This window comes from Pseudomonas sp. RIT-PI-a (assembly GCF_001187875.1).
In the GTDB taxonomy this organism is placed as follows: Bacteria; Pseudomonadota; Gammaproteobacteria; order Pseudomonadales; family Pseudomonadaceae; genus Aquipseudomonas; species Aquipseudomonas coleopterorum.
This window is the reverse complement of the sequence record NZ_LGIR01000001.1, coordinates 122,828-146,810: the sequence shown is the minus strand read 5'-3', so window position 1 is coordinate 146,810 and position 23,983 is coordinate 122,828. Positions and strand designations below refer to the sequence as shown.

The 23,983-nt window shown below is 61.3% G+C and carries 21 protein-coding genes; 10 read left to right on the top strand and 11 right to left on the bottom strand.

The genetic code is table 11. The features are described 5' to 3' along the window. Positions 1-400: 400 nt before the first annotated feature. The 6 genes from msrQ to AC788_RS00570 form a co-directional block, all read right to left on the bottom strand. On the bottom strand, positions 401-1,021 hold the full coding sequence (msrQ, locus tag AC788_RS00595; RefSeq protein WP_049858697.1) for a protein-methionine-sulfoxide reductase heme-binding subunit MsrQ: 621 nt from the start codon (positions 1,019-1,021) through the stop codon (positions 401-403). Next, entirely contained in the window at positions 1,021-2,034 is a 1,014-nt protein-coding gene (msrP, locus tag AC788_RS00590; protein WP_049858696.1) for a protein-methionine-sulfoxide reductase catalytic subunit MsrP, read from the bottom strand. The genes msrQ and msrP overlap by 1 nt, the downstream gene beginning before the upstream one ends. A 66-nt stretch (positions 2,035-2,100) precedes the next feature. Beyond that, positions 2,101-2,949 carry a CDP-diacylglycerol--serine O-phosphatidyltransferase gene (gene pssA / locus AC788_RS00585; protein WP_049858695.1) on the bottom strand — a complete coding sequence of 283 codons (849 nt, stop codon included), beginning with the start codon at positions 2,947-2,949 and terminating at the stop codon, positions 2,101-2,103. Between the two features lie 146 nt (positions 2,950-3,095). Next, the gene (ilvC, locus tag AC788_RS00580) at positions 3,096-4,112 is read right to left on the bottom strand and encodes a ketol-acid reductoisomerase (RefSeq protein WP_049858694.1); all 1,017 of its coding nucleotides are present in this window, start codon (positions 4,110-4,112) and stop codon (positions 3,096-3,098) included. Positions 4,113-4,159: 47 nt separating this feature from the next. Beyond that, on the bottom strand, positions 4,160-4,651 hold the full coding sequence (gene ilvN / locus AC788_RS00575) for an acetolactate synthase small subunit (protein ID WP_049858693.1): 492 nt from the start codon (positions 4,649-4,651) through the stop codon (positions 4,160-4,162). Positions 4,652-4,653: 2 nt separating this feature from the next. Further along, the gene (locus AC788_RS00570; RefSeq protein WP_049858707.1) at positions 4,654-6,378 is read right to left on the bottom strand and encodes an acetolactate synthase 3 large subunit; all 1,725 of its coding nucleotides are present in this window, start codon (positions 6,376-6,378) and stop codon (positions 4,654-4,656) included. Between the two features lie 395 nt (positions 6,379-6,773). On the opposite strand from AC788_RS00570, the gene AC788_RS00565 reads away from it, so the two are divergent. After that, complete coding sequence (locus AC788_RS00565) at positions 6,774-7,208, top strand: DUF4124 domain-containing protein (protein ID WP_049858692.1); 435 nt, start codon at positions 6,774-6,776, stop codon at positions 7,206-7,208. Positions 7,209-7,212: 4 nt separating this feature from the next. Here AC788_RS00565 and AC788_RS00560 read toward each other — a convergent pair whose 3' ends face one another. From AC788_RS00560 to mrcB, 3 genes are read right to left on the bottom strand one after another with little or no spacing between them, the layout of a single operon-like run. Beyond that, the gene (locus AC788_RS00560; protein WP_049858691.1) at positions 7,213-7,542 is read right to left on the bottom strand and encodes a YqcC family protein; all 330 of its coding nucleotides are present in this window, start codon (positions 7,540-7,542) and stop codon (positions 7,213-7,215) included. Then, positions 7,542-8,321, bottom strand: coding sequence for a tetratricopeptide repeat protein (locus AC788_RS00555; protein ID WP_049858690.1), 780 nt, complete (start codon positions 8,319-8,321; stop codon positions 7,542-7,544). The genes AC788_RS00560 and AC788_RS00555 overlap by 1 nt, the downstream gene beginning before the upstream one ends. 15 nt (positions 8,322-8,336) lie before the next feature. After that, positions 8,337-10,661 (bottom strand): penicillin-binding protein 1B, encoded by a 2,325-nt coding sequence (gene mrcB / locus AC788_RS00550; protein ID WP_049858689.1) that lies wholly within the window; start codon positions 10,659-10,661, stop codon positions 8,337-8,339. Positions 10,662-10,780: 119 nt separating this feature from the next. Here mrcB and AC788_RS00545 point away from each other — a divergent pair, with 119 nt between their 5' ends. Continuing rightward, complete coding sequence (locus AC788_RS00545) at positions 10,781-12,325, top strand: bifunctional aminoglycoside phosphotransferase/ATP-binding protein (RefSeq protein WP_049858688.1); 1,545 nt, start codon at positions 10,781-10,783, stop codon at positions 12,323-12,325. A gap of 125 nt (positions 12,326-12,450) precedes the next feature. Then, positions 12,451-12,723, top strand: a complete 273-nt coding sequence (locus tag AC788_RS00540) for a TfoX/Sxy family protein (RefSeq protein WP_049858687.1) — start codon at positions 12,451-12,453, stop codon at positions 12,721-12,723. A 221-nt stretch (positions 12,724-12,944) separates the two neighbouring features. Here AC788_RS00540 and sfsA read toward each other — a convergent pair whose 3' ends face one another. Both sfsA and AC788_RS00530 read right to left on the bottom strand, forming a co-directional pair. Beyond that, positions 12,945-13,652, bottom strand: coding sequence for a DNA/RNA nuclease SfsA (gene sfsA, locus AC788_RS00535; RefSeq protein WP_049858686.1), 708 nt, complete (start codon positions 13,650-13,652; stop codon positions 12,945-12,947). Next, complete coding sequence (locus AC788_RS00530; RefSeq protein WP_049858685.1) at positions 13,649-14,824, bottom strand: pyridoxal phosphate-dependent aminotransferase; 1,176 nt, start codon at positions 14,822-14,824, stop codon at positions 13,649-13,651. Before AC788_RS00530 ends, sfsA begins: the two co-directional genes overlap by 4 nt. 244 nt (positions 14,825-15,068) lie before the next feature. On the opposite strand from AC788_RS00530, the gene dksA reads away from it, so the two are divergent. From dksA to folK, 7 genes are all read left to right on the top strand, one after another. Then, positions 15,069-15,512 (top strand): RNA polymerase-binding protein DksA, encoded by a 444-nt coding sequence (dksA, locus tag AC788_RS00525; RefSeq protein WP_049858684.1) that lies wholly within the window; start codon positions 15,069-15,071, stop codon positions 15,510-15,512. 64 nt (positions 15,513-15,576) lie between these two features. Continuing rightward, complete coding sequence (gene gluQRS, locus AC788_RS00520; RefSeq protein WP_049858683.1) at positions 15,577-16,467, top strand: tRNA glutamyl-Q(34) synthetase GluQRS; 891 nt, start codon at positions 15,577-15,579, stop codon at positions 16,465-16,467. A gap of 95 nt (positions 16,468-16,562) precedes the next feature. Next, on the top strand, positions 16,563-16,739 hold the full coding sequence (locus tag AC788_RS21520) for a hypothetical protein (RefSeq protein ID WP_003250005.1): 177 nt from the start codon (positions 16,563-16,565) through the stop codon (positions 16,737-16,739). Further along, positions 16,723-19,677, top strand: coding sequence for a sensor histidine kinase (locus AC788_RS00510; RefSeq protein ID WP_161804276.1), 2,955 nt, complete (start codon positions 16,723-16,725; stop codon positions 19,675-19,677). Before AC788_RS21520 ends, AC788_RS00510 begins: the two co-directional genes overlap by 17 nt. A 22-nt stretch (positions 19,678-19,699) precedes the next feature. Next, complete coding sequence (locus tag AC788_RS00505; protein WP_049858682.1) at positions 19,700-21,133, top strand: sigma-54-dependent transcriptional regulator; 1,434 nt, start codon at positions 19,700-19,702, stop codon at positions 21,131-21,133. Between the two features lie 706 nt (positions 21,134-21,839). Continuing rightward, complete coding sequence (locus AC788_RS00500; protein WP_049858681.1) at positions 21,840-23,222, top strand: polynucleotide adenylyltransferase PcnB; 1,383 nt, start codon at positions 21,840-21,842, stop codon at positions 23,220-23,222. A 2-nt stretch (positions 23,223-23,224) separates the two neighbouring features. Continuing rightward, positions 23,225-23,701 (top strand): 2-amino-4-hydroxy-6-hydroxymethyldihydropteridine diphosphokinase, encoded by a 477-nt coding sequence (gene folK, locus AC788_RS00495; RefSeq protein ID WP_049858680.1) that lies wholly within the window; start codon positions 23,225-23,227, stop codon positions 23,699-23,701. Positions 23,702-23,983: the final 282 nt, after the last annotated feature.

Here is a 23,983-nt window from a genome sequence, read left to right as displayed (position 1 = left end):
GCTGATAATCTTGTTGACTAACAGTCTTAACTCACAAGCACCCACACGAATTGCTTGATTCAATTGTTAAAGAGCGGTGGGTTGATTCTTTCGTCTCAACCGAGGCGCGCATTCTACGCTGGCCTCATATTCTGTCAAGCGTTTATTTCGAAGTATTTTTCCAGAAACCTGAACAACTTCAAACACTTGACTCGCTTCGATCACTCGTCAGCGGGAGGCGAATTCTACAGCGTTTCAAACCGCTGTCAACTGCCTTTTTCACCGCTTCCGAACTTGAAGATCGAAGCACTTCCTCACCACCTGAACGACTAACTCATTGATTAACAAGGCGTTTATCGTTTCGGCTGCGCCGGAAGTGGGGCGAATTATAGACAGATCTGGAGGGGCGTCAACCGTTAATTCAAACCTTTTTCGCGGTAGCTGGTTTTCGCCCCGTTAGACGGGGAATACGCCGCGCCACGGCAGGAACTCGAAGCAGCATCAGGAATGCGCCGACAGCCGCGTAGATCGACCACTCCTCCAGGTCTGCACGAACGATCCAGAGGAAGTGCAGCAACCCCAGCCCCAGCACTGCATAGATGAGGCGGTGCAGTTGCTTCCAACGACGACCCAGCCGCCGTTGGCTGTAGCGGTTCGATGTCACGGCCAATGCCAGCAGGCACAGGAACGCCAAGCTTCCGACGATGATATAGGGACGCTTGCTCAGCTCGACGCCAAGCTGCCCCCAGTCCAAACCAAGCACGAAGAACAGATAAGCGGCCAGATGCAAGCATACATAGGCAAAGCACCAAACGCCCAATTGACGGCGTACGGCTATCCAGCCCGGCCAGCCAGACAGCTTTTGCAAGGGAGTCATGCACAGGGTGATCAACACCAGAATCAACGTGCCCAGACCCAAACGATCGACAAGCACCTTGCCCGGATCGGGCCCCAAGGCAAATATCCACGCCTGGTACAGCCACAACAGCGGCCATACGCAAGCGACCATGAATACACTCAAACGCCAGAACGGGTAACGCATCAGTAGTTTTTCCGCAGATCCATGCCGGTATAGAGGGATGCCACTTCCTCACCGTAGCCATTGAACATTGCCGTCTCGCGGACGTTGGGGCTGAACAGCCCGCTGGGCAGGCGCCGTTCGCGAGCCTGTGTCCAGCGCGGATGATCGACTTCCGGGTTCACGTTGGCATAGAACCCGTACTCGCTCGGTGCAATGTTTTCCCAGGTCGTCTCTGGCTGCTCGCTGACCAGGCTGATCCGGACGATGGACTTGATGCTTTTGAACCCGTACTTCCACGGCACCACCAGGCGCAAGGGTGCGCCGTTCTGGTTGGGCAGTTCGCGGCCGTACATGCCGACGCCGAGAATCGCCAGCGGATTCATCGCTTCGTCCAAGCGCAGGCCTTCTACATAGGGCCAGTTGATCAAGGCGAAGCCAGAACGCTGGCCAGGCATGGTCTTGGGATCCTGCAGGGTTTCGAAACGGATGTACTTGGCTTTCGAGGTAGGCTCGACCTGCTTGAGCAAAGCCGAGATGGGAAAGCCGATCCAGGGGATGACCATGGACCACGCCTCGACGCAGCGCAGCCGATAGATCCTCTCCTCCAACTGATAGGGCTTCATGAAGTCTTCGAGGGCATAACGCCCTGGCTTGGCGACCTCACCGTCTATCACGACCGACCAGGGTTCGGTTTTCAAGGCGCCAGCATTGATTGCCGGATCGCCCTTGCCGGTGCCGAACTCATAGAAGTTGTTGTAGTGGGTGGCATCCTTGAAAGGCGTGATCGCCTCGCCTTGTACGGTGACCGCGCCCCAGCGGGTTTGACCCAACTTGTCATTCAACCACGCAGGCGCACTGCTGGCGTCGACGCCTTCGTAACGTGATGGATCGGCAGCGGATGCCCAGGAAGGAAGTGCCGAAACGGCCAGGGCTGTTGCGGTGGCGCCCATGAGCGAGCGACGGGAGAGATAGATCGATTCGGGGGTGACTTCGGACTCTTTGCAGTCCGAAGCACGCGGTAGCTTGATGAGCATGGTGCCTCCGTAGCCTTGGCTGTATTCAACATACCAAGAGACTACGGATTATGCGTGAAATTGAATTTAGTCGGCTTTTTTGTGACGACGCATGCGTAACAAATACTGTATCGGACCTGACGCTGCATAGGCGAGGAAGATCAACAGGAGAATACGGGGCGGATCGCTGAACACCACCGCGAACACCAGCACGACCGCCAGAATGGCCACGAAGGGTACGCGCCCCTTGAGATCCAGCTCCTTGAAGCTGTTGTACTTGATGTTGCTGACCATCAACATGCCTGCAGCAGCGACCAGCAGAGCGACCAGGAAGGACATCTTCGAGCCCTGGATGCCGTAGTCGCTGAACGCCCATACGAGCCCTGCAACCACACCCGCCGCTGCGGGACTGGCCAGACCGATGAAATAGCGTTTATCGGCCGTACCGACCTGAGTATTGAAGCGTGCCAAACGCAGCGCCGCGCCGGCGACGTAGATGAAGGCCACCATCCAGCCGACCTTGCCCATGTCACCCAGTGCCCAGCCGAAGGCGAGCAGTGCAGGTGCGACACCGAACGCGACCATGTCGGAAAGCGAATCGTATTCCGCTCCGAAGGCGCTTTGGGTGTTGGTCATGCGTGCCACTCGGCCATCGAGGCTGTCGAGGACCATGGCGACGAAGATGGCGATGGCTGCGTAAGCAAAGTACTTGCTGGCTTCGGCAGCATTGCCGGCGCTCTGGGCGCTGATCGAGTTGATGATCGAGTAGAAGCCCGCAAACAGGTTCGCCGTGGTGAACAGATTGGGCAGAAGATAGATACCGCGGTGCCGGACTTTACGTCCTTCGGCGTCATGCCCTTCTTCGACATGCTCATCGATCGGCAGGAGGCTTTCGGCGTCAGGAGCCTTGTTTGGCTCTTGGGGACGTTCGCTCATGGACAATACCTTGCAACGGTGTGGAAAGTTTCGACAGGCGTCTGGGTCGAGGGTTCGACCGCAAAACGTTGCAGCTTTATACCAGAAGCTTGCCACCATAACGAAAAAACGCGGCCGGGGCCGCGTTTTCATCGCTTAAAACTGTATCAGTTCTTGGCTTTGTCGACGATCTTGTTGGCAGCGATCCAAGGCATCATGGAACGCAGCTGCTCACCAATGACTTCGATGCCATGAGCGGCGTTGTTGCGGCGCTTGGCGGTCATCGATGGATAGTTGGTGGCGCCTTCGTTGATGAACATCTTGGCGTATTCGCCATCCTGGATACGCTTGAGTGCGTTGCGCATCGCCTGGCGCGACTCGGCGTTGATGACTTCCGGACCGGTCACGTACTCGCCGTATTCGGCGTTGTTGGAGATCGAGTAGTTCATGTTGGCGATACCGCCTTCGTACATGAGGTCGACGATCAACTTGAGTTCGTGCAGGCACTCGAAGTAGGCCATTTCCGGTGCATAGCCGGCTTCAACCAGGGTTTCAAAGCCGGCCTTGACCAGTTCCACGGTACCGCCGCACAGAACGGCCTGCTCACCGAACAGGTCGGTTTCGGTCTCGTCCTTGAAGGTGGTTTCGATGATGCCGGTACGGCCACCACCCACGCCCGAAGCGTAGGACAGCGCGACGTTCTTGGCGTTGCCCGACGCATCCTGGTAGATGGCGATCAGGTCAGGGATACCGCCGCCCTTGACGAACTCGGTACGAACGGTGTGACCCGGCGCCTTGGGTGCAATCATGATCACGTCCAGGTCGGCGCGTGGCACGACCTGGTTGTAGTGAATGGCGAAACCGTGGGAGAACGCCAGGGTAGCGCCCTGCTTGATGTTGGGCTCGACTTCGGTCTTGTACAGCTGAGACTGGAACTCGTCCGGGGTCAGGATCATGACCAGGTCGGCACCGGCAACGGCGGTAGCGACATCGGCGACTTTCAAGCCGTGGGCCTCAGCCTTGGCGACAGTAGCCGAGCCCTTGCGCAGGCCCACAGTGACGTCGACGCCCGAGTCCTTCAGGTTGCATGCCTGGGCGTGGCCCTGGGAGCCGTAACCGATGATGGCTACTTTCTTGCCCTGGATGATCGAGAGGTCGCAATCTTTGTCGTAGTAAACTTTCATTGAATATCACCTGTTATCTAGGCCGTTTCGGCCGGTCGCCAATTGAGTTAGATGCTCAGCACTTTGTCGCCACGAGCGATACCGGTCACGCCACTGCGCACGGTTTCGAGGATCGAGGCGGTGCCGATAGACTGCAGGAAGCTATCCAGCTTGTCGCTGGTGCCCGTCAGCTGAACGGTGTAGACGCTACTGCTGACATCAACGATCTGCCCACGGAAGATGTCCGTGGTGCGTTTGATCTCGGCGCGTTGGGCGCCAGTGGCCTTGACCTTGACCAGCATCAGTTCGCGTTCGATGTGAGCGCTTTCCGACAGGTCTACCAGCTTGACCACCTCGATCAACTTGTTGAGGTTCTTCGTGATCTGTTCGATCACTTCATCATGCCCTACCGTGGTCAACGTCAGACGCGACAGGGTCGGGTCTTCGGTGGGCGCCACGGTCAGGCTTTCGATGTTGTAGTTGCGCTGCGAGAACAGCCCTACCACGCGCGACAGGGCGCCGGGTTCGTTCTCGAGCAAAAGTGAAATGATGTGCCGCATAATCAGGTCCGCTCCGTCTTGCTGAGCCACATGTCGCGCATCGAGCCGTCCTTGATCTGCATCGGATAGACGTGCTCGCCGACGTCGACCTGGATGTCGAGGAAGACCAGGCGGTCGGTCATGGCGAAGGCTTCTTCCATTTTCGGCTTGAGGTCCTTGAGATCGGTGATGCGCATGCCGACGTGACCGTACGCCTCGACGAGCTTGACGAAGTCGGGCAGCGATTCGACGTAGGAATGCGAGTGACGACCGCCGTAGCTCATGTCCTGCCACTGGCGCACCATGCCAAGTACCCCATTGTTGAGCAGGATGATCTTGACCGGCAGGCCGTATTGCAGACAGGTGGACAGCTCCTGAATGTTCATCTGGATACTGCCCTCCCCGGTCACGCAGGCAACGTGGGCCTCGGGAAAGCTCATCTTGACGCCCATGGCCGCCGGGAAGCCGAAGCCCATAGTGCCCAGGCCACCGGAGTTGATCCAGCGATTGGGCTTGTTGAACAGGTAGTACTGCGCCGCGAACATCTGGTGCTGGCCCACATCCGAGGTGACGTAAGCGTCGCCCTGGGTGACTTCGCACAGCGTCTCGATGACCTTCTGCGGCTTGATCTTGGAGCCATCGCCCTTGTCGTAGGGGAACAGGCCGTTATCGCCACGCCATTCTTCGACCTGCTTCCACCAACTGGCAACGGTGTCCTTGTTCGGGGTTTCGCCGATGTCCTTCAAGGTTGCGAGCATTTCGGTCAGGACGCTGTCCACAGGACCCACGATCGGCACGTCTGCCTTGATGGTCTTGGAGATCGAGGCCGGGTCGATATCGATGTGGATGATCTTGGCGTTCGGGCAGAACTTGGCCGCGCCGTTGATCACACGGTCGTCGAAGCGGGCGCCCACGGCCAGGATCACATCGGCATGGTGCATGGCCAGGTTGGCGGTGTAGCTGCCGTGCATACCGAGCATGCCGACGAACTGACGATCCATGCCCGGATAAGCGCCCAGGCCCATCAGGGTGTTGGTCACCGGCAGGTCGAGGATCTGCGCCAGCTCGGTCAGGGCGGCAGAAGCACCACCGAGAATGACGCCACCTCCTGCGTACATGACCGGACGCTTGGCGGCCAGGAGCATTTCCACGGCCTTGCGAATCTGGCCGGAGTGACCGCGGACCGCCGGGCTGTAGGAGCGCAGCTTGGCTTTCTTGGGATAGACGTATTCGAATTTTTCAGCCGGGTTGGTCATGTCCTTGGGAATATCGACCACCACGGGGCCGGGACGACCGGACTGCGCCAGGTAGAAGGCCTTCTTCAGGACTTCGGGGATCTCCGAGGCGTGCTTGATCATGAAGCTGTGCTTCACGATGGGACGGGAGATACCGATCATGTCGGTTTCCTGGAACGCGTCGGTGCCGACCAGGGTGCTGGCCACCTGGCCCGAGAGGATCACCATCGGAATGGAGTCCATGTAGGCCGTGGCGATACCGGTAATGGCGTTGGTGGCACCCGGGCCGGACGTCACCAGTACCACGCCGGCCTTGCCGGTCGCGCGGGCATAGCCATCGGCCATGTGAGTTGCGGCCTGCTCGTGCCGGACCAGCACGTGCTCGACTGCGGGTTCCTTGAACAGGGCGTCATAGACATGCAGGAGGGCACCACCGGGGTACCCGTAGATGTGCTTAACGCCTTCGTCGCGCAGGAAGCGGACGACCATTTCAGCGCCAGATAAAAGCTCCACGTTGTTCACCTCTAAAACGCCAGAATACCGCTCCATGGGAACGGGTCTTAATAGGTTTACTGCCAGCAGAGCATGAGCGACGGTGGTCGCCGACGTACGTCAGCACTGACTGAGCAAGTATTGGGAGCACCCAAGTGTCACGGGCTTTCCCACCCAGCGCGAGGTAACGCGTTGCGGGTATTACGGGTCGGCGCTGGTGTGCGCCTGTGCTCTGCTGTGTGGGTCTGCTTCTGGCAGTCCCTGTACAGCGGACTTTGGATTGTTGTGATTCGTCTGCTGCAAGTCAAGTGATGCGTGCATTTTATTGCGCACCTGCACCCAAACGGCGCAATAAACCCTGCCTGGCTGATGAGCTATGGTAGTTTCATGCGTAACCAACCCTCAGAGAAGGCGCTATGCGTTCAACCGTTGCCGCAAGTTTGCTGCTGTTTGCCCTGTCCCCATGGGTGATGGCAGGACAAATCTACAAATGGGTCGATAGCCAGGGCGTGACGCATTTTGATGCACGACCGCCCAACGGCGTTGAGGCGACCGCCGTGGAAGGCGTGAAGCCGGTAACCCCGCCTGAGCCGATCTCCAACGAAGCCGTGATGAAAGCCAGTGGCGAGGCCGAGCAACGCCGGATCGACCGAAAGGTAAAGTCGCAGGTGGCCGACGAGACGTCGCGACGCAACGAGTTCTGTACCGGCGTCAGGACCAACCTGGCGCAGCTCAAGAACAATCCGCGGGTGCTTCAGCAGGTCAATGGCGAGGTCAAGCGCCTGACCGAGCAGGAGCGTCAGGCGAAGATCGAGGAAGTGCGCAAGGTGATCGACGAGCAGTGCACGTAAGCGTCTAGCGTACCTGCCCGATCAGCTCGTCGAAGCGCGCCAGACTGGCGCGCAGGCCGCGGCTCTGGTCGGGACGATCGGCGTAGACCATTTCGGCCATCGCCAGAATGCCCGAGGCGTTGGGCAGGGGAAGATCCTGCTCGATGATGATCTTCATGCGGGGCAGGAAGATCCACTGCAGCCATTGATCGAAGTCCAGGGTATCGACGCTGAACGGCTCGACGCTGGCCAGCGCTTCGGCACTGGGTGGCACATCCTGCCACCAACCCTGCTGACGCAATTCGCGTTCGATCAACAGCAGATGCTCGGCGATCGCAAGGAAACGATCATCCATCACGAAGCACTCTTGGCTTTCTGGCGAGCCAGGTTGGCGCCCGCCGCATCGCCCTGCTTGTCGCGCGACTGGGCGATGATGTTCCACAGGCTCGCCTGAAGATCGGGACGACCATTAGCGTAGGTCAGCGCTCGGCGGGCCAGTTGCTCGGCCTGGGCAGCGTCACCCTGGGCCAGCCGCACTTGCGCCAGCTTGTACAGCACCTGCGGCTCGCGCGGTGCGATGCGTTGAGCGCGCTCCAAGCTGGAGGAAGCGCCGTTCAGATCGCCGCCACCCTGCTGTTGCTGAGCGGTCGTCAACAGTGCCAGGACCGGGCCGTCCAGTTGTTCGTCGGCGGACAGGCCGCTACCGCTGCTGGCCCGCGGAATTCCGCTCGGAGCGCTGGCAGGCATGTTGTAGGTCGTGCTTGGCGCCGCCGGCGTATAGGCCGGCGCCTGACTCACGGGCGCCGAGCTGCTGGGGCCGGGCACTATCGGGCCGGGCGTGATTGGCCCTGTGCTGATCGGCGCACTGTTGCCTGGCGCAGGAAAGCTCTGGATCGGCTGCGAGCCCGCCCCTTGCGGCACCATGACGACCACGCCGGAATCTTCGGTGATCGCCTGGGCCTGTGCCTTTGGACGAACCACGGTGGTCTGGCGGAAACCGCCAGTGCGCGATACCCGCTCGCCATTGGTGACCGCGGAGCCGGAATCAACCACTGGAATGGAGCCACGTTCCACGCTGGCGCAACCGTTGAGCAAAGCCAATGCCGTCAAGGCAGGAAACCACCACTTGTTCACTTCATTCCCCTTCGCTTAGTTCAACCAGCCTTTGACCCAGTCCATCACCGAATCGTCGGTGGCCGGATTGGCGCCGCCGCATGCGGTGCCTGGAGTCGGTTCGCTGCCGCGAATATACGGCATCTGCACGGCGTTGGGGCAGCTTGCGTCAGAGCCCTGTCCGGTCTTGGCGTCGACCCAGGCTTGCACGATGTTTTCCGGCACCGGTGTATCCAGCGGCAGCGGATCGGCTTTCTTCATGAAGCTGGTCCAGACCTGCAGCGCACCGGTGGCGCCGGTGAACGGCGTCTTGCCGTTGTCGTCACGGCCCAACCAGACCACGGCCAACACGTCCTGGCTGAAGCCGGCGAACCAGCTGTCGCGCGAGTCGTTACTGGTGCCGGTCTTGCCGGCCAGATTCAGATTGCTCGGCAGCACGTTGTAGACCGAACGTCCGGTGCCTTCGCGCATCACCCGCTGCATGGCGTTCTGGATTAGGTAGATGGAGGCCGGGTCGAAGCGCTGCTGGATCTGGAACGGGTAGCGCTTGAGCGGTTCGCCTTCGGCCGTGAGTACGCTGCGGATGCCCCGCATCGGCGTATTGAAACCGCCATTGGCCAAGGTCTGGTACATGGTTGCCACCTGCATCGGCGCCAGGCCGCCCGCCCCCAGCAACATCGATGGGTAGGCGGGCCAGTCGACCTGTACGCCCAGCTTGCCGAGGGTCTTAAGCACGTTGGGCACGCCCAGATCCAGGCCCAGACGGGCCGTCGACAGGTTGTAGGAATGGGCGAGGCCCTGATACAGGAACACCGTGCCATTGGAATTGCGTTCGTAGTTCTGCGGCTTCCAGATCTGACCGTCTGCGCCCTTGACCGAAAACGGTACGTCCTGCACCCAACTGGTCAGAGTGTATTTGCTTGGCTGCTCCAGCGCGGTCAAATACACCGCCGGCTTGATCAGCGAGCCGATGGGACGCACTGCATCAAGCGCGCGGTTGAAACCGGCGAAACCCGGTACGCGGCTGCCGACCAAAGCCTGCACTTCGCCGCTTTCGGGGTTGGTCACGACCATGGCCGCCTCGACTTCATCGGCGCCTTTGCGCCCGGCCAGGCGTTTGAAGGTGTCGGTAACCGACGATTCGGCCTTCATCTGCAGGATCGGGTCGAAACTGGTGAATATCCGCAGGCCTTCTTCGGTCAAGTCTTCGTCGCGATAATCGTCGCGCAACTGGCGCTTGACGAGGTCGAGGAAGCCGGGGAAGGAGCTGTCCGCCAGGCTGCCGCGCTTGGTCACGCCCAAGGGCATCTTCTTGGCGGCGTCGACCGCCTCCTGAGTCGCCACGCCCTGCTGCGCCAGCAGGTCGAGCACCAGGTTGCGGCGTTCCAGGGCACGCTCGGGATTGCGCCGCGGGTTATAGGAGGACGGGCCCTTGACCATACCCACCAGCAATGCCACTTGGTGCAGCTTGAGCTCGGACAACGGCTGACTGAAGAAGAACTGGCTGGCCAGACCGAAGCCGTGCACGGCGCGCTGGCCGTCCTGGCCGACGAAGACCTCGTTGAGATAGGCCTCGAGGATTTCGCCCTTGTCGTAGTGCAATTCCAGCAGCACCGCCATCATCGCTTCGGTCAGCTTGCGGGTAAGGCTGCGCTCGTTGGTCAGGTAGAAGTTCTTCACCAACTGCTGGGTCAGGGTACTGCCACCCTGGCGCATGGCGCCGGAGGAGGTATTGACCCAGATGGCGCGGGCGATGGACTTGGGCGAGACGCCAAAGTGGTGGTAGAAGTCGCGATCCTCGACGGTCACCAGGGTGTCGAGCAGATAAGGTGGCACTTGATCGAGCTTGATCAGAATGCGGTCCTCGAGGTTTTTCGGGTACAGGCCACCGATCAGCAACGGTTCGAGACGCACTACTGCGACCTTCTTGCCACCGCTGCCGCTGAGTTCCGAGACGTAATCGCCGGAGAACTTCACACGCACGGCCTGGGGCTGCTCCAGCCCTTCGTAGAACTGGAAGCCACGGGTGTTCAGGTCGACCGTATTGCCATTGACCGAGTCGGTGCCCGGACCATCGACGGTGGTTTGCCGACGGTAGCCGAGCGCATCGAGCTCGGTCAGGAAATCATTCTTGGCCAGCTTCTGGCCGACGAACAATTCCAGCGGGCGGGCGTACACCTTGGCCGGGATGGTCCAGCGCTTGCCGGAGAATTTCTCCTGGACAACCGCGTCCAGGTAAACGGCGAAGCCGGCGAGGATCACCAGGCCTACCAGGCCCAGCTTGAGGCCCCAGCCGAGCCAGGTGCGCAGGCCGCCAGATGGGGGTTTTTTAGGGGTACGGGAAGATCGGGTTCGAGTCATGGCGGCGGATTATACGCACTTTGATTTGTCGCGGGCAGGGACCGTTGGCGGTTTGCATCACCGCAGACACTGGCCATAATGACGGCCTTGAAATCATCCCAGCCTATGAAGGATCGCCTGTGAGCCAGACCCTGATCGCCGCCCTGCAAAACCCGGCCCTGTACCCGCATCCGGTGGAAGGGTTCCAGGTCATCGAGACGCACATTTCCTGGGTGATACTGACCGGCCCCTACGCCTACAAGATCAAGAAACCGATGAACTTCGGCTTTCTGGACTTCTCCGCACTGGCCGATCGCGCCCACTTCTGCGCCGAGGAGCTGCGCCTCAATCAGCGCCTGACCTGCGATCTGTACCTGCAGGTGCTGCCGATCACCGGCAGCGCGGAAGCACCTGCGCTGGGCGGCGAAGGTGAGCCGATCGAATACGCACTGCTGATGCGCCAGTTCGAGGGTGGCAATCTGTTGAGCACGCTGCAGGCCAACGGTGAACTGACCCAGGCGCACGTGGATTCTCTGGCGCGGCAGATTGCCGATTTCCATCGTGCGGCCCCCGTGGTCGCCGATACGCACGAAGCCGGCACGCCGAAGGCGGCGATGGCTCCGGTCGAACAGAACTTCGAACAGATTCGCCCGTTCCTCACCGACAAGGATGACCTGGCCCAGCTGGATGCCTTGCAGGCCTGGGCACAAAGCAGTTATGTGCGCCTGGAACCGCTGCTGGCGCTGCGCAAGCAAGAAGGGTTCATCCGCGAGTGCCATGGTGACATCCACTTGGGCAACGCTACCGTCATCGATGGCGAAGTGGTGATCTTCGACTGCATCGAGTTCAACGAGCCGTTCCGGTTCACCGACGTCTATGCCGACATCGCCTTCCTGGCCATGGACCTGGAAGACCGCGGTCTGAAGAGCCTGGCGCGACGCTTCATCAGTCATTACTTGGAACTGACCGGTGATTACCAAGGCCTCGAACTGCTGAACTTCTACAAGGCCTACCGCGCGCTGGTGCGGGCCAAGGTGGCGCTGTTCAGCCTGTCACCGGACGCCACCGGTGTGCAGCGCGCAACGACGCTGCGCCAGTACCGCAACTACGCCAACCTGGCGGAAAGCTACAGCGCCATCCCTTCGCGCTTCCTGGCCATAACCAGCGGCGTATCGGCAGTGGGCAAGAGTCACGTCGCTCTGCGCCTGGTCGAGGCGCTGGGTGCGATCCGCCTGCGCTCGGACGTGGAGCGCAAGCGCCTGTTCGGCACCCAGACCGCCGAGACGGGCCTGTATGACGCCAGCACCAGCGAAGCGACCTACCTTCACCTGCATAAGCTGGCGGAACACGTACTGCGCGCCGGCCTGCCGGTGGTGATAGACGCGACGTACCTCAAAGCCGAGCAACGCGCGGCAGCGGCGCAGATCGCCGAGTCCACCGGGGTGCCGTTCCTGATCCTGGATTGCAACGCGCCGGCAGCGGTGATTTCCAGCTGGCTGCAGCAGCGTCAGGCCCACTCCGACGACCCTTCCGATGCCACCCAGGCGGTGATCGACGCTCAGCAGGCGAGCCGCGAACCCTTGAGCGAGGCCGAGCTGCTGCAGACCCGTCGCGTGGAAACCCATGAAAGCGGCAGTCTGGACAAATTGGTGGAGCAGATCCGCCAACGCCTGCCAGGGCTGTAACACACCTTAGCGCTCGATCCGAGCAGACCGGCCACGCGGCACGCCGGTCTGCCGCCGCTACACTGTTTGCTGCTGCCTGCCCCATCGTTCCCCCTCTCATGCCTTGGCCGACGCCAGGAGGTTTGATGACCGATGAACTTCTGGCCCTGAAGAATCTGGGCAAGACCTCCGCTCAATGGCTTCATGCTGTCGGTATCCACAATGCTACCGATCTTCGCCGGGCAGGTGCCGTACAGGCGTACTGCGCGGTGAGGCATCGCGGCTTTCGCGCTTCGAAGGTGCTTCTCTACGCGATCGAGGGAGCGTTGCGGGATGTGCACTGGAGCGAATTGTCATGCGAACGCAAGCAAAGCCTGAACCGTCAGGTCGCGGCCCTGCTGCCTCCGGGCAGGTTCTAGCAACCATTTTGCACAGCCAACGCAAATAAATGCGCAGAGCACTTGACTCTTAAATGAGAATAGTTATGATTATCACATCCAGTCGCGAGACTGGTGATCTCTGGAAGGCCCTTGGTTCGGACTTTCAGATGTCTCCTCATCAGGCTAATCACGGTTATTGACCCGGCACTTTGCCGGGTCTTTTTTTGCCCGGAGATCCATAGCGCCCTGCCCCACGAGGGTTACAAGATCACCGGCAGAGAACGGTCGATGACGATCTCGTGGGAATCCAGATGCACACCATAGGCCAACACCTCGACACCGGCATCCACCGCCTGGCGCAACGCCAGCGCGTAGCCTGCGTCGATCTCCGACGCCGGTCTTACGGCGTCCACGCCATCGATGTTGACGCAATACAGCTGCACAGCGCGCACGCCGCTGCGGGCCAGCGCGGCCAATTCACGCAGGTGCTTGGCGCCTCGCTGGGTCACGGCATCGGGGAACGCTGCGATGCGGCTGTCGGCAAAGCCCAGGGTTACGCTCTTCACTTCGACCCACGCGCAGCCATCCGGGTAATCCAGACGGAAGTCGATACGGCTGCGCTCCTGGCCATAGGGCACCTCGCGCTTGAGTGCAGAGAATCCGGCCAGCTCCGCTATCCTGCCGGCGATCAACGCTTCCTCTACCAGCGCATTGGCCCGCGCAGTATTGATGCAGGCCAATCGGCCCTGCGGCGTTTCACTGATCTCCCAGGTACCCGGCAACTTGCGTTTGGGGTCGCTCGAACGCGTGAACCAGACGCGACCGCCGGGCATCATGCAGTTGAGCATCGAGCCGGTATTGGGGCAGTGAATGGTCAGCCGCTCGCCGTCTTCAAGCTCGATGTCGGCAAGAAACCGCTTGTAGCGCTGGATCAGACGCCCTTGTTCCAAGGCTGGCGAGAAGATCATCTTGCCTGCCAGCTTTGCAGGCCACGAGCGATCCGCGTCACGGCCTGTTCCAGACGCGGAAGGCTCTGGGTGTAGGCGAAGCGGACATGGTGGCCCGCTTTGTGACGACCGAAATCCAGCCCCGGCGTGAAGGCCACATGCTCGGTTTCCAGGAAGTATTGGCAGAATGCGAAGGCATCGTCGCTGAATGCACTGATATCGGCGTACAGGTAGAAGGCGCCTTCAGGCTCGACGGCAATGGCGAAGCCCAAGTCGCGCAGCGCAGGCAACAGATAATCGCGGCGCTGGCCGAATGCTTCGCGGCGCTGTTCGAAGATCTCCAGCGTGGCCGGCTCGAAGCAGGCCAGTGCCGCATGCTGCGCCATGCTCGGGGCGCTGATGTACAGGTTCTGCGCCAGTTTTTCCAGTTCGGGGATAGCCTGTGGGGGTGCAACCAGCCAGCCGAGGCGCCAACCGGTCATCCCGAAATACTTGGAAAAACTATTTAGGACGAAGGCATCGTCATCCACTTCCAGCACACTGGCGGCGGTCGTGCCATAGGTCAAACCGTGATAGATCTCGTCGACCACAAGATGGCCTTGGCGATCCTTCACGGCCTGACTCAAGGCACGCAATTCGTCGCGATCCAGTAACGTGCCGGTGGGGTTGGCCGGGGACGCCACCAAGGCTCCGACGCTGTGCTCGTCCCAATGCTGCGCCACCAGCTGGGCGTTGAGTTGATAACGCTGCTCAGGACCCACCGGGACCAGTTGGGCAGCACCTTCGACCAGGCGCAGGAAGTGCCGATTGCACGGGTAGCCGGGGTCGGCCAGAAGCCAGTGCTTGCCGGGATCGACCAGCAGGCTGGCCGCCAGCAGCAAGGCGCCCGAGCCGCCCGGGGTGATCATGATGCGCTGGGGATCGATGTCCAGGCCGTAGCGCTGTCGATAGAAGCCGGCGATGGCTTCGCGCAGCGCCGGCAGCCCCCGTGCAGCGGTGTAGCGGGTATGCCCGGCGGCCAATGCGGCCTGTCCGGCAGCAACGATGGGGGCGGCCGTGGTGAAGTCCGGCTCGCCGATTTCCAGGTGGATCACATCGTGCCCCTGGCTCTGCAGTTCATTGGCCCGGGCCAGTAGCGCCATCACGTGAAACGGTTCGATGGCGCGACTGCGTGCGCTGTAGAGCGGAGCCATGGGGATTCCTTGTGGCAGCGAAAAAAGCCGATTCTACCGAACCTTCGCATCGAACGTTTCACCGAACGCGCGATCGAAACCCACCACATCGTGCCTGCGACGCAGGCGTTCCAGGCACGACAACCGGGAGTAGCGCGTGCTGGTTCGATCTGGTAAGTTCGCCGGCTTGCAGTCGCAGGGCCGGCGGGTGCCGGGGAAGGATCATCCTGCGCAATGGGTTAGTAGAGCGAGAGGCGGTTGATTCATGCCCACCAATGAAAAGCAACAAAACACTGGCAACTTGTCCGGTTTCGCTCCCTACGTTCCGACGAAGGGCGAGGAGTACATGGGCAAGCCGATGCGTGCTCACTTCACCAAGATCCTGAACAAGTGGAAACAGGACTTGATGCAGGAAGTGGATCGCACCGTCGACCACATGAAGGACGAAGCCGCCAACTTTCCTGACCCGGCCGATCGGGCCAGTCAGGAAGAGGAATTCAGCCTCGAATTGCGCGCTCGCGATCGTGAACGCAAGTTGATCAAGAAGATCGACAAGACGCTGCAGTTGATCGAAGACGAAGAGTACGGCTGGTGCGAATCCTGCGGCATCGAGATCGGCATTCGCCGCCTTGAGGCACGTCCGACCGCCGATCTGTGCATCGACTGCAAGACCTTGGCGGAAATCAAGGAAAAACAGGTCGGCAAATGACCTGTCGACAAAGGGGCGCCATGGCGCCCCTTTGTATCTGTATTGCCCGTAGAATCCTGCGCCCATGACAACCCCTCCTTATATAGGTCGCTTCGCCCCGACTCCGAGCGGCTACCTGCATTTCGGCTCCCTGGTGGCCGCCCTGGCGTCCTGGCTGGACGCACGCGCTGCGGGCGGTCGCTGGCTGGTGCGCATGGAGGACCTCGATCCGCCGCGGGAAGTCGCCGGTGCCCAGGCAGCCATCCTCCAGACGCTGGACAGCTACGGGTTGCACTGGGATGGCGAGGTGGTCTATCAAAGCCTGCGTCATGACGCCTACCAGCAGGTGATCGACCGCTTGCTCGCGCAGGGGCTGGCCTATGCCTGTACCTGCTCGCGCAAACAGCTGGAACCCTATCAAGGCATCTATCCCGGCACCTGTCGCAATGCCGGGCACACGACCGAGGATGCAGCCATCCGCGTGCGCGTTCCGGAACTGCTGTATCGCTTCGAGGACCGAGTGCAGGGTGCGTATTCGCAGCATTTGGGCCGCGAGTCGGGGGACTTCGTCATCCGTCGTCGCGACGGTCTGTATGCCTATCAACTGGCGGTGGTGCTGGACGATGCCTGGCAGGGGGTGACGGATATCGTTCGCGGTGCCGACCTGCTGGATTCGACACCGCGCCATCTGTATCTGCAGGAGTTGCTGGGGTTACCGCAACCGCGGTACCTGCATGTCCCTCTGATCATCCAGCCCGATGGCAACAAGCTGGGCAAAAGTTACCGATCTCCTCCCCTGGATCCGGATCAGGCAGCTCCCCTGCTGGTGCGGGCCCTGCGCGCGCTGGGCCAGGCACCTGAGGCCGATCTGGCCGACGGCAGCGTTCAGGATGTGCTGGGCTGGGGCGTGGCGCATTGGAACAGTGATGCGATTCCCCGTGTGCGCACGGTGGCAGAGGCGCAGCTGGGCGAGTGATCGGCAGCCGGGTCATACCCGCCCCTTCGCAGCGACACGCCGATCCGCTACCATCGCCGCACCGTTTTTGCACACGACCCTACCCCGAGGCCAGCATGTACATCTATCGATTGGTCCTGCTTCTGGTGGTGGGGATCTACCTGTTCTCCCCCGCCATCATGGACTGGTGGATCGAGCCCACCGGTGCGTGGTATCGACCCTACCTGCTATGGCTGATTCTGATCGTGGTGACCTTTATCCTGCAGAGCCAGCGTGATGCCGATGAGCTTTAGCCTTACCCAGATGTTGCTGGTCAGCGCGGCCTACCTGCTGGTGCTGTTCGCGGTAGCCTGGGTCAGCGAACGCGGCATGATCGCGCGGGCGATCATTCGCCATCCGTTGACCTACACCCTGTCACTGGGCGTCTACGCCAGCGCCTGGGCATTCTATGGCACGGTTGGCCTGGCCTATCAGTATGGCTATGGTTTTCTGGCCTGCTACCTGGGAGTGTCCGGCGCCTTTCTGCTGGCGCCGGTGCTGCTGTATCCGATACTCAAGGTCACGCGCACCTATCAGCTGTCATCGCTGGCCGACCTGTTCGCCTTTCGCTTCCGCAGCACCTGGGCCGGCGCGCTGACTACCGTGTTCATGCTGGTCGGCGTACTGCCGCTGCTGGCGCTGCAGATTCAAGCGGTTGCCGATTCCATTGGCATCATGACCGGCGAGCTGGTGCAGAATCGAGTGGCGCTGAGTTTCTGCGTGCTCATCACTTTGTTCACGATCTTTTTCGGGTCGCGTCATATCGCGACCCGCGAGAAGCACGAGGGACTGGTGTTCGCCATTGCCTTCGAATCGGTGATCAAGCTGATCGCGGTGGGCGGTATCGGCCTATACGCCCTGTACGGTGTATTCGACGGCCCGCACGATCTGGAGCAATGGTTGCTGCAGAACCAGACCGCGCTGGCTTCGCTGCATGCGCCCCTGCAAGAGGGGCCCTGGCGCACGCTGCTGCTGGTGTTCTTCGCGTCGGCGATCGTCATGCCGCACATGTACCACATGGTCTTCACCGAGAACCTCAACCCGCGTGCGCTGGTCAGCGCCAGTTGGGGGCTGCCGCTGTTCCTATTGCTGATGAGTCTGGCGGTGCCGCTGATCCTCTGGGCCGGTCTGCGTCTGGGCGTCACCACCAACCCGGAATTCTTCACGCTGGGGGTCGGCATCGCCGCCAACAGCCAGGCGCTGGCGCTGCTGGCGTACGTCGGCGGGCTCTCTGCGTCCTGTGGGCTGATCATCGTCACCACCCTGGCGCTGTCGGGCATGATGCTCAACCACTTGGTGCTACCGCTGTACCAGCCGCCGGCCGAGGGCAATATCTACCGCTGGCTGAAGTGGACGCGTCGAGCCTTGATCGTCGCCATCATCATGGCCGGCTATGCCTTCTACCTGCTGCTGGGCGCCAAGCAGGACCTGGCTCACTTGGGTATCGTCGCCTTCGTGGCCACGCTGCAGTTCCTGCCGGGTGTGCTGTCGGTGCTGTACTGGCCCACGGCCAATCGCCGCGGATTCATCGCCGGTCTGTTGGCGGGCATGGTGGTCTGGATGGTGACCATGCTGCTGCCGCTGATCGGCAATCTGCAGGGTTTCTACATTCCGCGCTTGAACATGATCTACGTGCTCGACGACACCAGCTGGCACATGGCAGCCATTGCTTCGCTGGCGGCCAACGTCTTGCTGTTCACGCTGATCTCGCTGTTCACCGCCGCCAGCACCGAGGAGGTCAGTGCCGCCGAAGCCTGTGCGGTGGACAACGTACGCCGCCCGCAGCGCCGCGAGCTGCACGCCGCCTCGCCCCAGGAGTTCGCCACGCAGCTGGCCAAACCGCTGGGCGCCAAGGCTGCCCAGCGGGAGGTGGAACAAGCCCTGCGCGATCTCTACCTGCCCTTCGACGAGCGACGGCCCTACGCCTTGCGCCGTCTGCGTGACCGGATCGAGGCCAACCTGTCCGGCCTCATGGGCCCTAGCGTGGCCCAGGACATGGTCGAGACGTTTTTGCCCTACAAGTCGGGCAGCGAAAACTATGTGACCGAAGACATCCACTTCATCGAAAGCCGCCTGGAAGACTACCACTCGCGCCTGACCGGCCTGGCCGCCGAGCTGGACGCGCTGCGTCGCTACCACCGCCAGACCCTGCAGGAATTGCCCATGGGCGTCTGCTCGCTGGCCAAGGATCAGGAGATCCTGATGTGGAACAAGGCCATGGAGGACCTGACCGGGGTGCCTGCCCAGCACGTGGTCGGCTCGCGCCTGGTGACCATCAGCCAGCCATGGCGCAGCCTGCTGATCGACTTCATCAACGTGCCCGACGAACACTTGCACAAGCAGCGCCTGGCTCTGGATGGGCAGACCCGTTGGCTGAACCTGCACAAGGCCGCCATCGATGAGCCGCTGGCACCGGGCAACAGTGGCCTGGTGGTGCTGGTCGAGGATCTGACCGAAACGCAGATGCTCGAAGACAAGCTGGTGCATTCCGAACGCCTGGCCAGCATCGGCAGGCTGGCGGCCGGGGTGGCCCACGAGATCGGCAACCCGATCACCGGCATCGCCTGCCTGGCGCAGAACCTGCGCGAAGAGCGCGAGGAAGACGCCGAGATCACCGAACTGAGCAGCCAGATTCTCGAACAGACCAAGCGCGTGTCGCGCATCGTCCAGTCGCTGATGAGTTTTGCCCATGCCGGTGGACACCAGCACAGCGATGAGCCGGTCAACCTGGCCCAGGTGGCGCAGGATGCCATTGGCCTGCTGGCCCTGAACCGCCGCAACTTCGAGATCCAGTTCTACAACCTGTGCGACCCCGAGCACTGGGCCGTGGGCGATCCACAACGCCTGGCACAGGTGCTTATCAATCTGTTGTCCAATGCGCGGGACGCCTCGGTGGCCGGCGGCGCGGTACGCGTCAAGACCGAGGCGAGCGAACAGACCGTCGACCTCATCGTCGAAGACGAGGGCAGCGGCATTCCCAAGAACATCATGGATCGGTTATTCGAACCGTTCTTCACCACCAAGGATCCGGGCGAAGGGACCGGACTGGGGCTCGCTCTGGTCTATTCCATCGTTGAAGAGCATTATGGACAGATCACCATCGACAGCCCGGCCGATATCCAGAGCCAGCGCGGTACCCGGATTCGGGTGACATTGCCGCGTCATGTCGAAGCGACGTCCGCTGTGAACTGAGACCGTCGAGAGAATAGAATCAATGCCGCATATTTTGATCGTCGAAGACGAAACCATCATTCGATCTGCCCTGCGTCGCCTGCTCGAACGCAACCAGTATCAGGTCAGTGAGGCCGGCTCCGTGCAGGAAGCACAGGAGCGGTTCAGCATTCCATCGTTCGACCTGATCATCAGCGACCTGCGCCTGCCCGGTGCGCCAGGCACCGAGCTGATCAAGCTGGGCGAAGGCACTCCGGTACTCATCATGACCAGCTACGCCAGCCTGCGCTCGGCGGTCGACTCGATGAAGATGGGCGCGGTAGACTACATCGCCAAGCCCTTCGATCACGATGAAATGCTCCAGGCTGCCGCACGCATCCTGCGCGATCGGCAAAACGCACCGGCGGTGGCCGTCGAACGGCCGGCAAACAAGCCAGGCGCCGACAAACCAGCCGCGCAGAACGCCAATGGCGATATCGGCATCATCGGCTCCTGCCCGCCCATGCAGGATCTCTACAGCAAGATCCGCAAGGTCGCGCCGACCGATTCAAACGTGTTGATCCAGGGCGAATCGGGCACTGGCAAGGAACTGGTTGCTAGGGCCCTGCACAACCTGTCCAAGCGTGCGAAGGCACCGATGATCTCGGTCAACTGTGCCGCGATCCCGGAAACCTTGATCGAGTCCGAACTCTTCGGCCACGAGAAAGGTGCCTTTACCGGCGCCAGCGCCGGGCGTGCCGGGCTGGTCGAAGCCGCCGATGGCGGAACGCTGTTTCTCGACGAGATCGGCGAGCTGCCCCTGGAGGCTCAGGCCCGTCTGCTCAGGGTCTTGCAGGAAGGCGAGATTCGCCGCGTGGGCTCGGTACAGTCGCAGAAAGTCGACGTTCGCCTGATTGCCGCGACTCACCGCGACCTGAAAAGCCTGGCCAAGCTGGGCCAGTTCCGTGAGGACCTCTACTACCGTCTGCACGTGATCGCACTGAAGCTGCCGCCATTGCGCGAGCGTGGTGCCGATGTCGGCGAGATCGCCAAGGCGTTCCTGATTCGCCAGAGCGCCCGGATCGGACGTACCGACCTGCGTTTCGCCGCCGATGCCGAGCAGGCGATTCGGCAGTACTCCTGGCCGGGTAACGTGCGCGAACTGGAAAATGCCGTCGAGCGCTCGGTGATCCTCAGCGAGAGCACCGAAATATCGGCCGAACTGCTGGGCATCGACATCGAGCTCGCCGATCTGCAGGACACCGATGACTTCGTTGGCCTGCCTTCCCAACCAAACGGGGCGAACAACACCGCTCACGATCCCACCGAAGACCTTTCCCTGGAAGATTATTTCCAACACTTCGTGCTGGAGCATCAAGACCACATGACCGAGACCGAATTGGCGCGCAAATTGGGCGTCAGCCGCAAGTGTCTGTGGGAGCGTCGGCAACGCCTGGGCATCCCGCGACGCAAGTCGAGTGTGGCCAGTGAAAGCTGATACGTTTCAGCTCTAGCCCGCGGGTTTCGCGGCTTGACGGGTAGCCGTGACAAACTGTTACCCTAGGCCTGCGACGTAACAAAACACGGTTCCATCGGTAACGAATCCCGGGTCGATTCTGACCATCGACCACCGGCCTTTTACCCGCAAAGCCCCGTTCTACAGGGACGCGCAAAAGTTGGCATGGGACCTGCTATATCTCTGGTACAAGAACAACAACAAGCAAGCAAACCCATAACAAGAACAAGACGAATCGACTCACGCATAACAAGAACAACACGGCGGAGGCGCAGCTAACTGATTCTTTTGGAGAGGCGTTGTTTTTGGGGAAACCCGCAGCCAGGCAGAGAACTACAACAACTGCTTTGAAGCAGAAGCCAGAACTGGTTGGATCACCGCGATCATCACAGCACAGCGACCAAAGCAATCCGTTTGCTCTTGCTCCCGAATAGGGAGCCACCCCCGAACCCAGGTTCGGTGGACAGGGCACTCAACAAAAACAAGAAGCCCGACAAAAAATAAAAACAGAGCACGCAACTACTTCTTGGGGAGCTTCGGCTCCCCTTGTAGTTTCCGGCTTTTGTCCTGCCGCTTGCGCCGACCGGCGCTGCCTCCTACACCATCCCTCGACTAAATGCTAGAATCCCCGCCCATCATGCGGTCGTTCTTCGTATATGGCCGAAAATCCCTTCAAACAGTGCATCCCATGCTGAAGAAGCTGTTCAAGTCTTTGAATACTCCCGCGCGTCACCCGCAGCACCGGCGCACCACGCCCGAAGTGCTCAATGCTGGTCAACACTCGCTGCAACGCAGCCAGTTCAGCCGCCACGCCGTGGGCATCGTCGAGCGCCTGCAGAGCGCGGGTTATCAGGCCTATCTGGTAGGCGGTTGCGTACGTGACCTCATGCTGGGCATCGTGCCCAAGGATTTCGACGTCGCCACCAGCGCCACGCCCGAGCAGGTCCGTGCCGAGTTCCGCAACGCACGCGTGATCGGCCGGCGCTTCAAGCTCGTACACATCCATTTCGGCCGCGAGATCATCGAAGTCGCAACCTTCCGTGCCAATCATCCGGAAGAAGATGACGAACAGGATGTCCATCGCTCCTCGAGCAGCGAAAGCGGGCGCATCCTGCGCGACAACGTCTACGGCACCCTGGAAGACGACGCCCAGCGCCGCGACCTGACCATCAATGCCTTGTACTACGATCCGGTCAGCGAACGGATCCTGGACTACGCCAATGGCGTGCACGATGTGCGCAACCGCCTGATTCGCCTGATCGGCGATCCGACCCAGCGCTATCAGGAAGATCCGGTGCGGATGCTGCGCGCCGTGCGCTTCGCCGCCAAGCTGGACTTCGGCATCGAGAAGCACACCGCTGCGCCGATTCGCGAACTGGCTCCGATGCTGCGCGAGATACCCTCGGCGCGTCTGTTCGAGGAAGTGCTCAAGCTATTCCTGTCCGGCTACGCGGCCGATACCTTCGAGATGCTGGTCGATCTGCAACTGTTCGACTCGTTGTTCCCGGCCACCACCCAGGCCCTGGAAGACACGCCGACCTACACGCACACGCTGATCAGCGAGGCGTTGCGCAATACCGACCTGCGCATCAAGCAGGGCAAGCCGGTCACCCCTGCCTTCCTGTTCGCCGCCCTGCTCTGGCCGGCGCTGCCAGCGCGCGTACTGCGCCTGCAAAGCCGCGGCATGCCACCGATCCCGGCGATGCAGGAGGCAGCGCACGAGCTGATTGCCGAACAGTGCCAACGCGTCGCCATTCCCAAACGTTTCACCATTCCGATCCGCGAGATCTGGGACATGCAGGAACGCCTGCCGCGGCGCAGTGGCAAGCGCGCCGACCTGTTGCTCGACAATCCACGTTTCCGCGCCGGCTACGATTTTCTGCTGCTGCGCGAAAAGGCCGGCGAAGAAACCGATGGCCTGGGCGAATGGTGGACCGACTATCAGGACTGCAACGACAGTGAACGCCGCGACATGATCGCCGACCTGGGTGGCAAGGACGAGTCAGGCGCGCCACGCAAGCGTCGTCGTACCGGCGCCAAACGCAGCAAGCGTGGCGAGGCCGACGAATAAGCATGGTGCGGGTACACATCGGGCTGGGCAGCAATCTGGACAGCCCGCAACGGCAACTGCGTGATGCCCTGCAGGCCATGGCTGGGCTGCCGAATACCCGACTGGTCGAAACTTCATCGTTCTATACCAGCGACTCATTGCTGCCCGGCCAGCCTCGCTACACCAATGCCGTGGTGGCGCTGGACACCGAACTGGTCCCACTGACGCTGCTCGACGCACTGCAGGCGATCGAAAGCGAGCAAGGCCGTGAGCGTGGCGAGCGCTGGGGGCCGCGTACTCTGGACCTGGACATCATCACCTACGCCGATCGGGTGATCGACGAGCCTCGCCTCAAGGTGCCCCACTACCATCTGCACGCGCGCGCGTTCGTGCTGTATCCGTTGGCCGAGCTGGTTGACGAGGGCTTCATGCTGGCGGACGGCCGCAGCCTGCGCGCGCTTCTGGCTGCCTGCCCGTTTGTGGGGCTGGAGAAGCTGTAGCGCCGGTGAGGTCTCTTCGCGGGCAGAGGGCTCGCCGCCCGCCCCGCTCCCACAAAGAACGTGTTGGATTGGGTTACAGGCACAAAGAAGTGGCTTCCACATGGACTTGGGGATTGGGCTCCGGGCACAAATAAGTGACTTCCGCGCGGACCTGTGGGAGTGGGCTCTGCCCGCGAAGAGGCCCTAAACCCAATTGACTTCCCCGGTCGTGCTCACGACTATAGGCGGCCCGTTGCACCCTGAGGTGCCAAACGGCGCGAAACCAACGTTTATGCGTGGGTT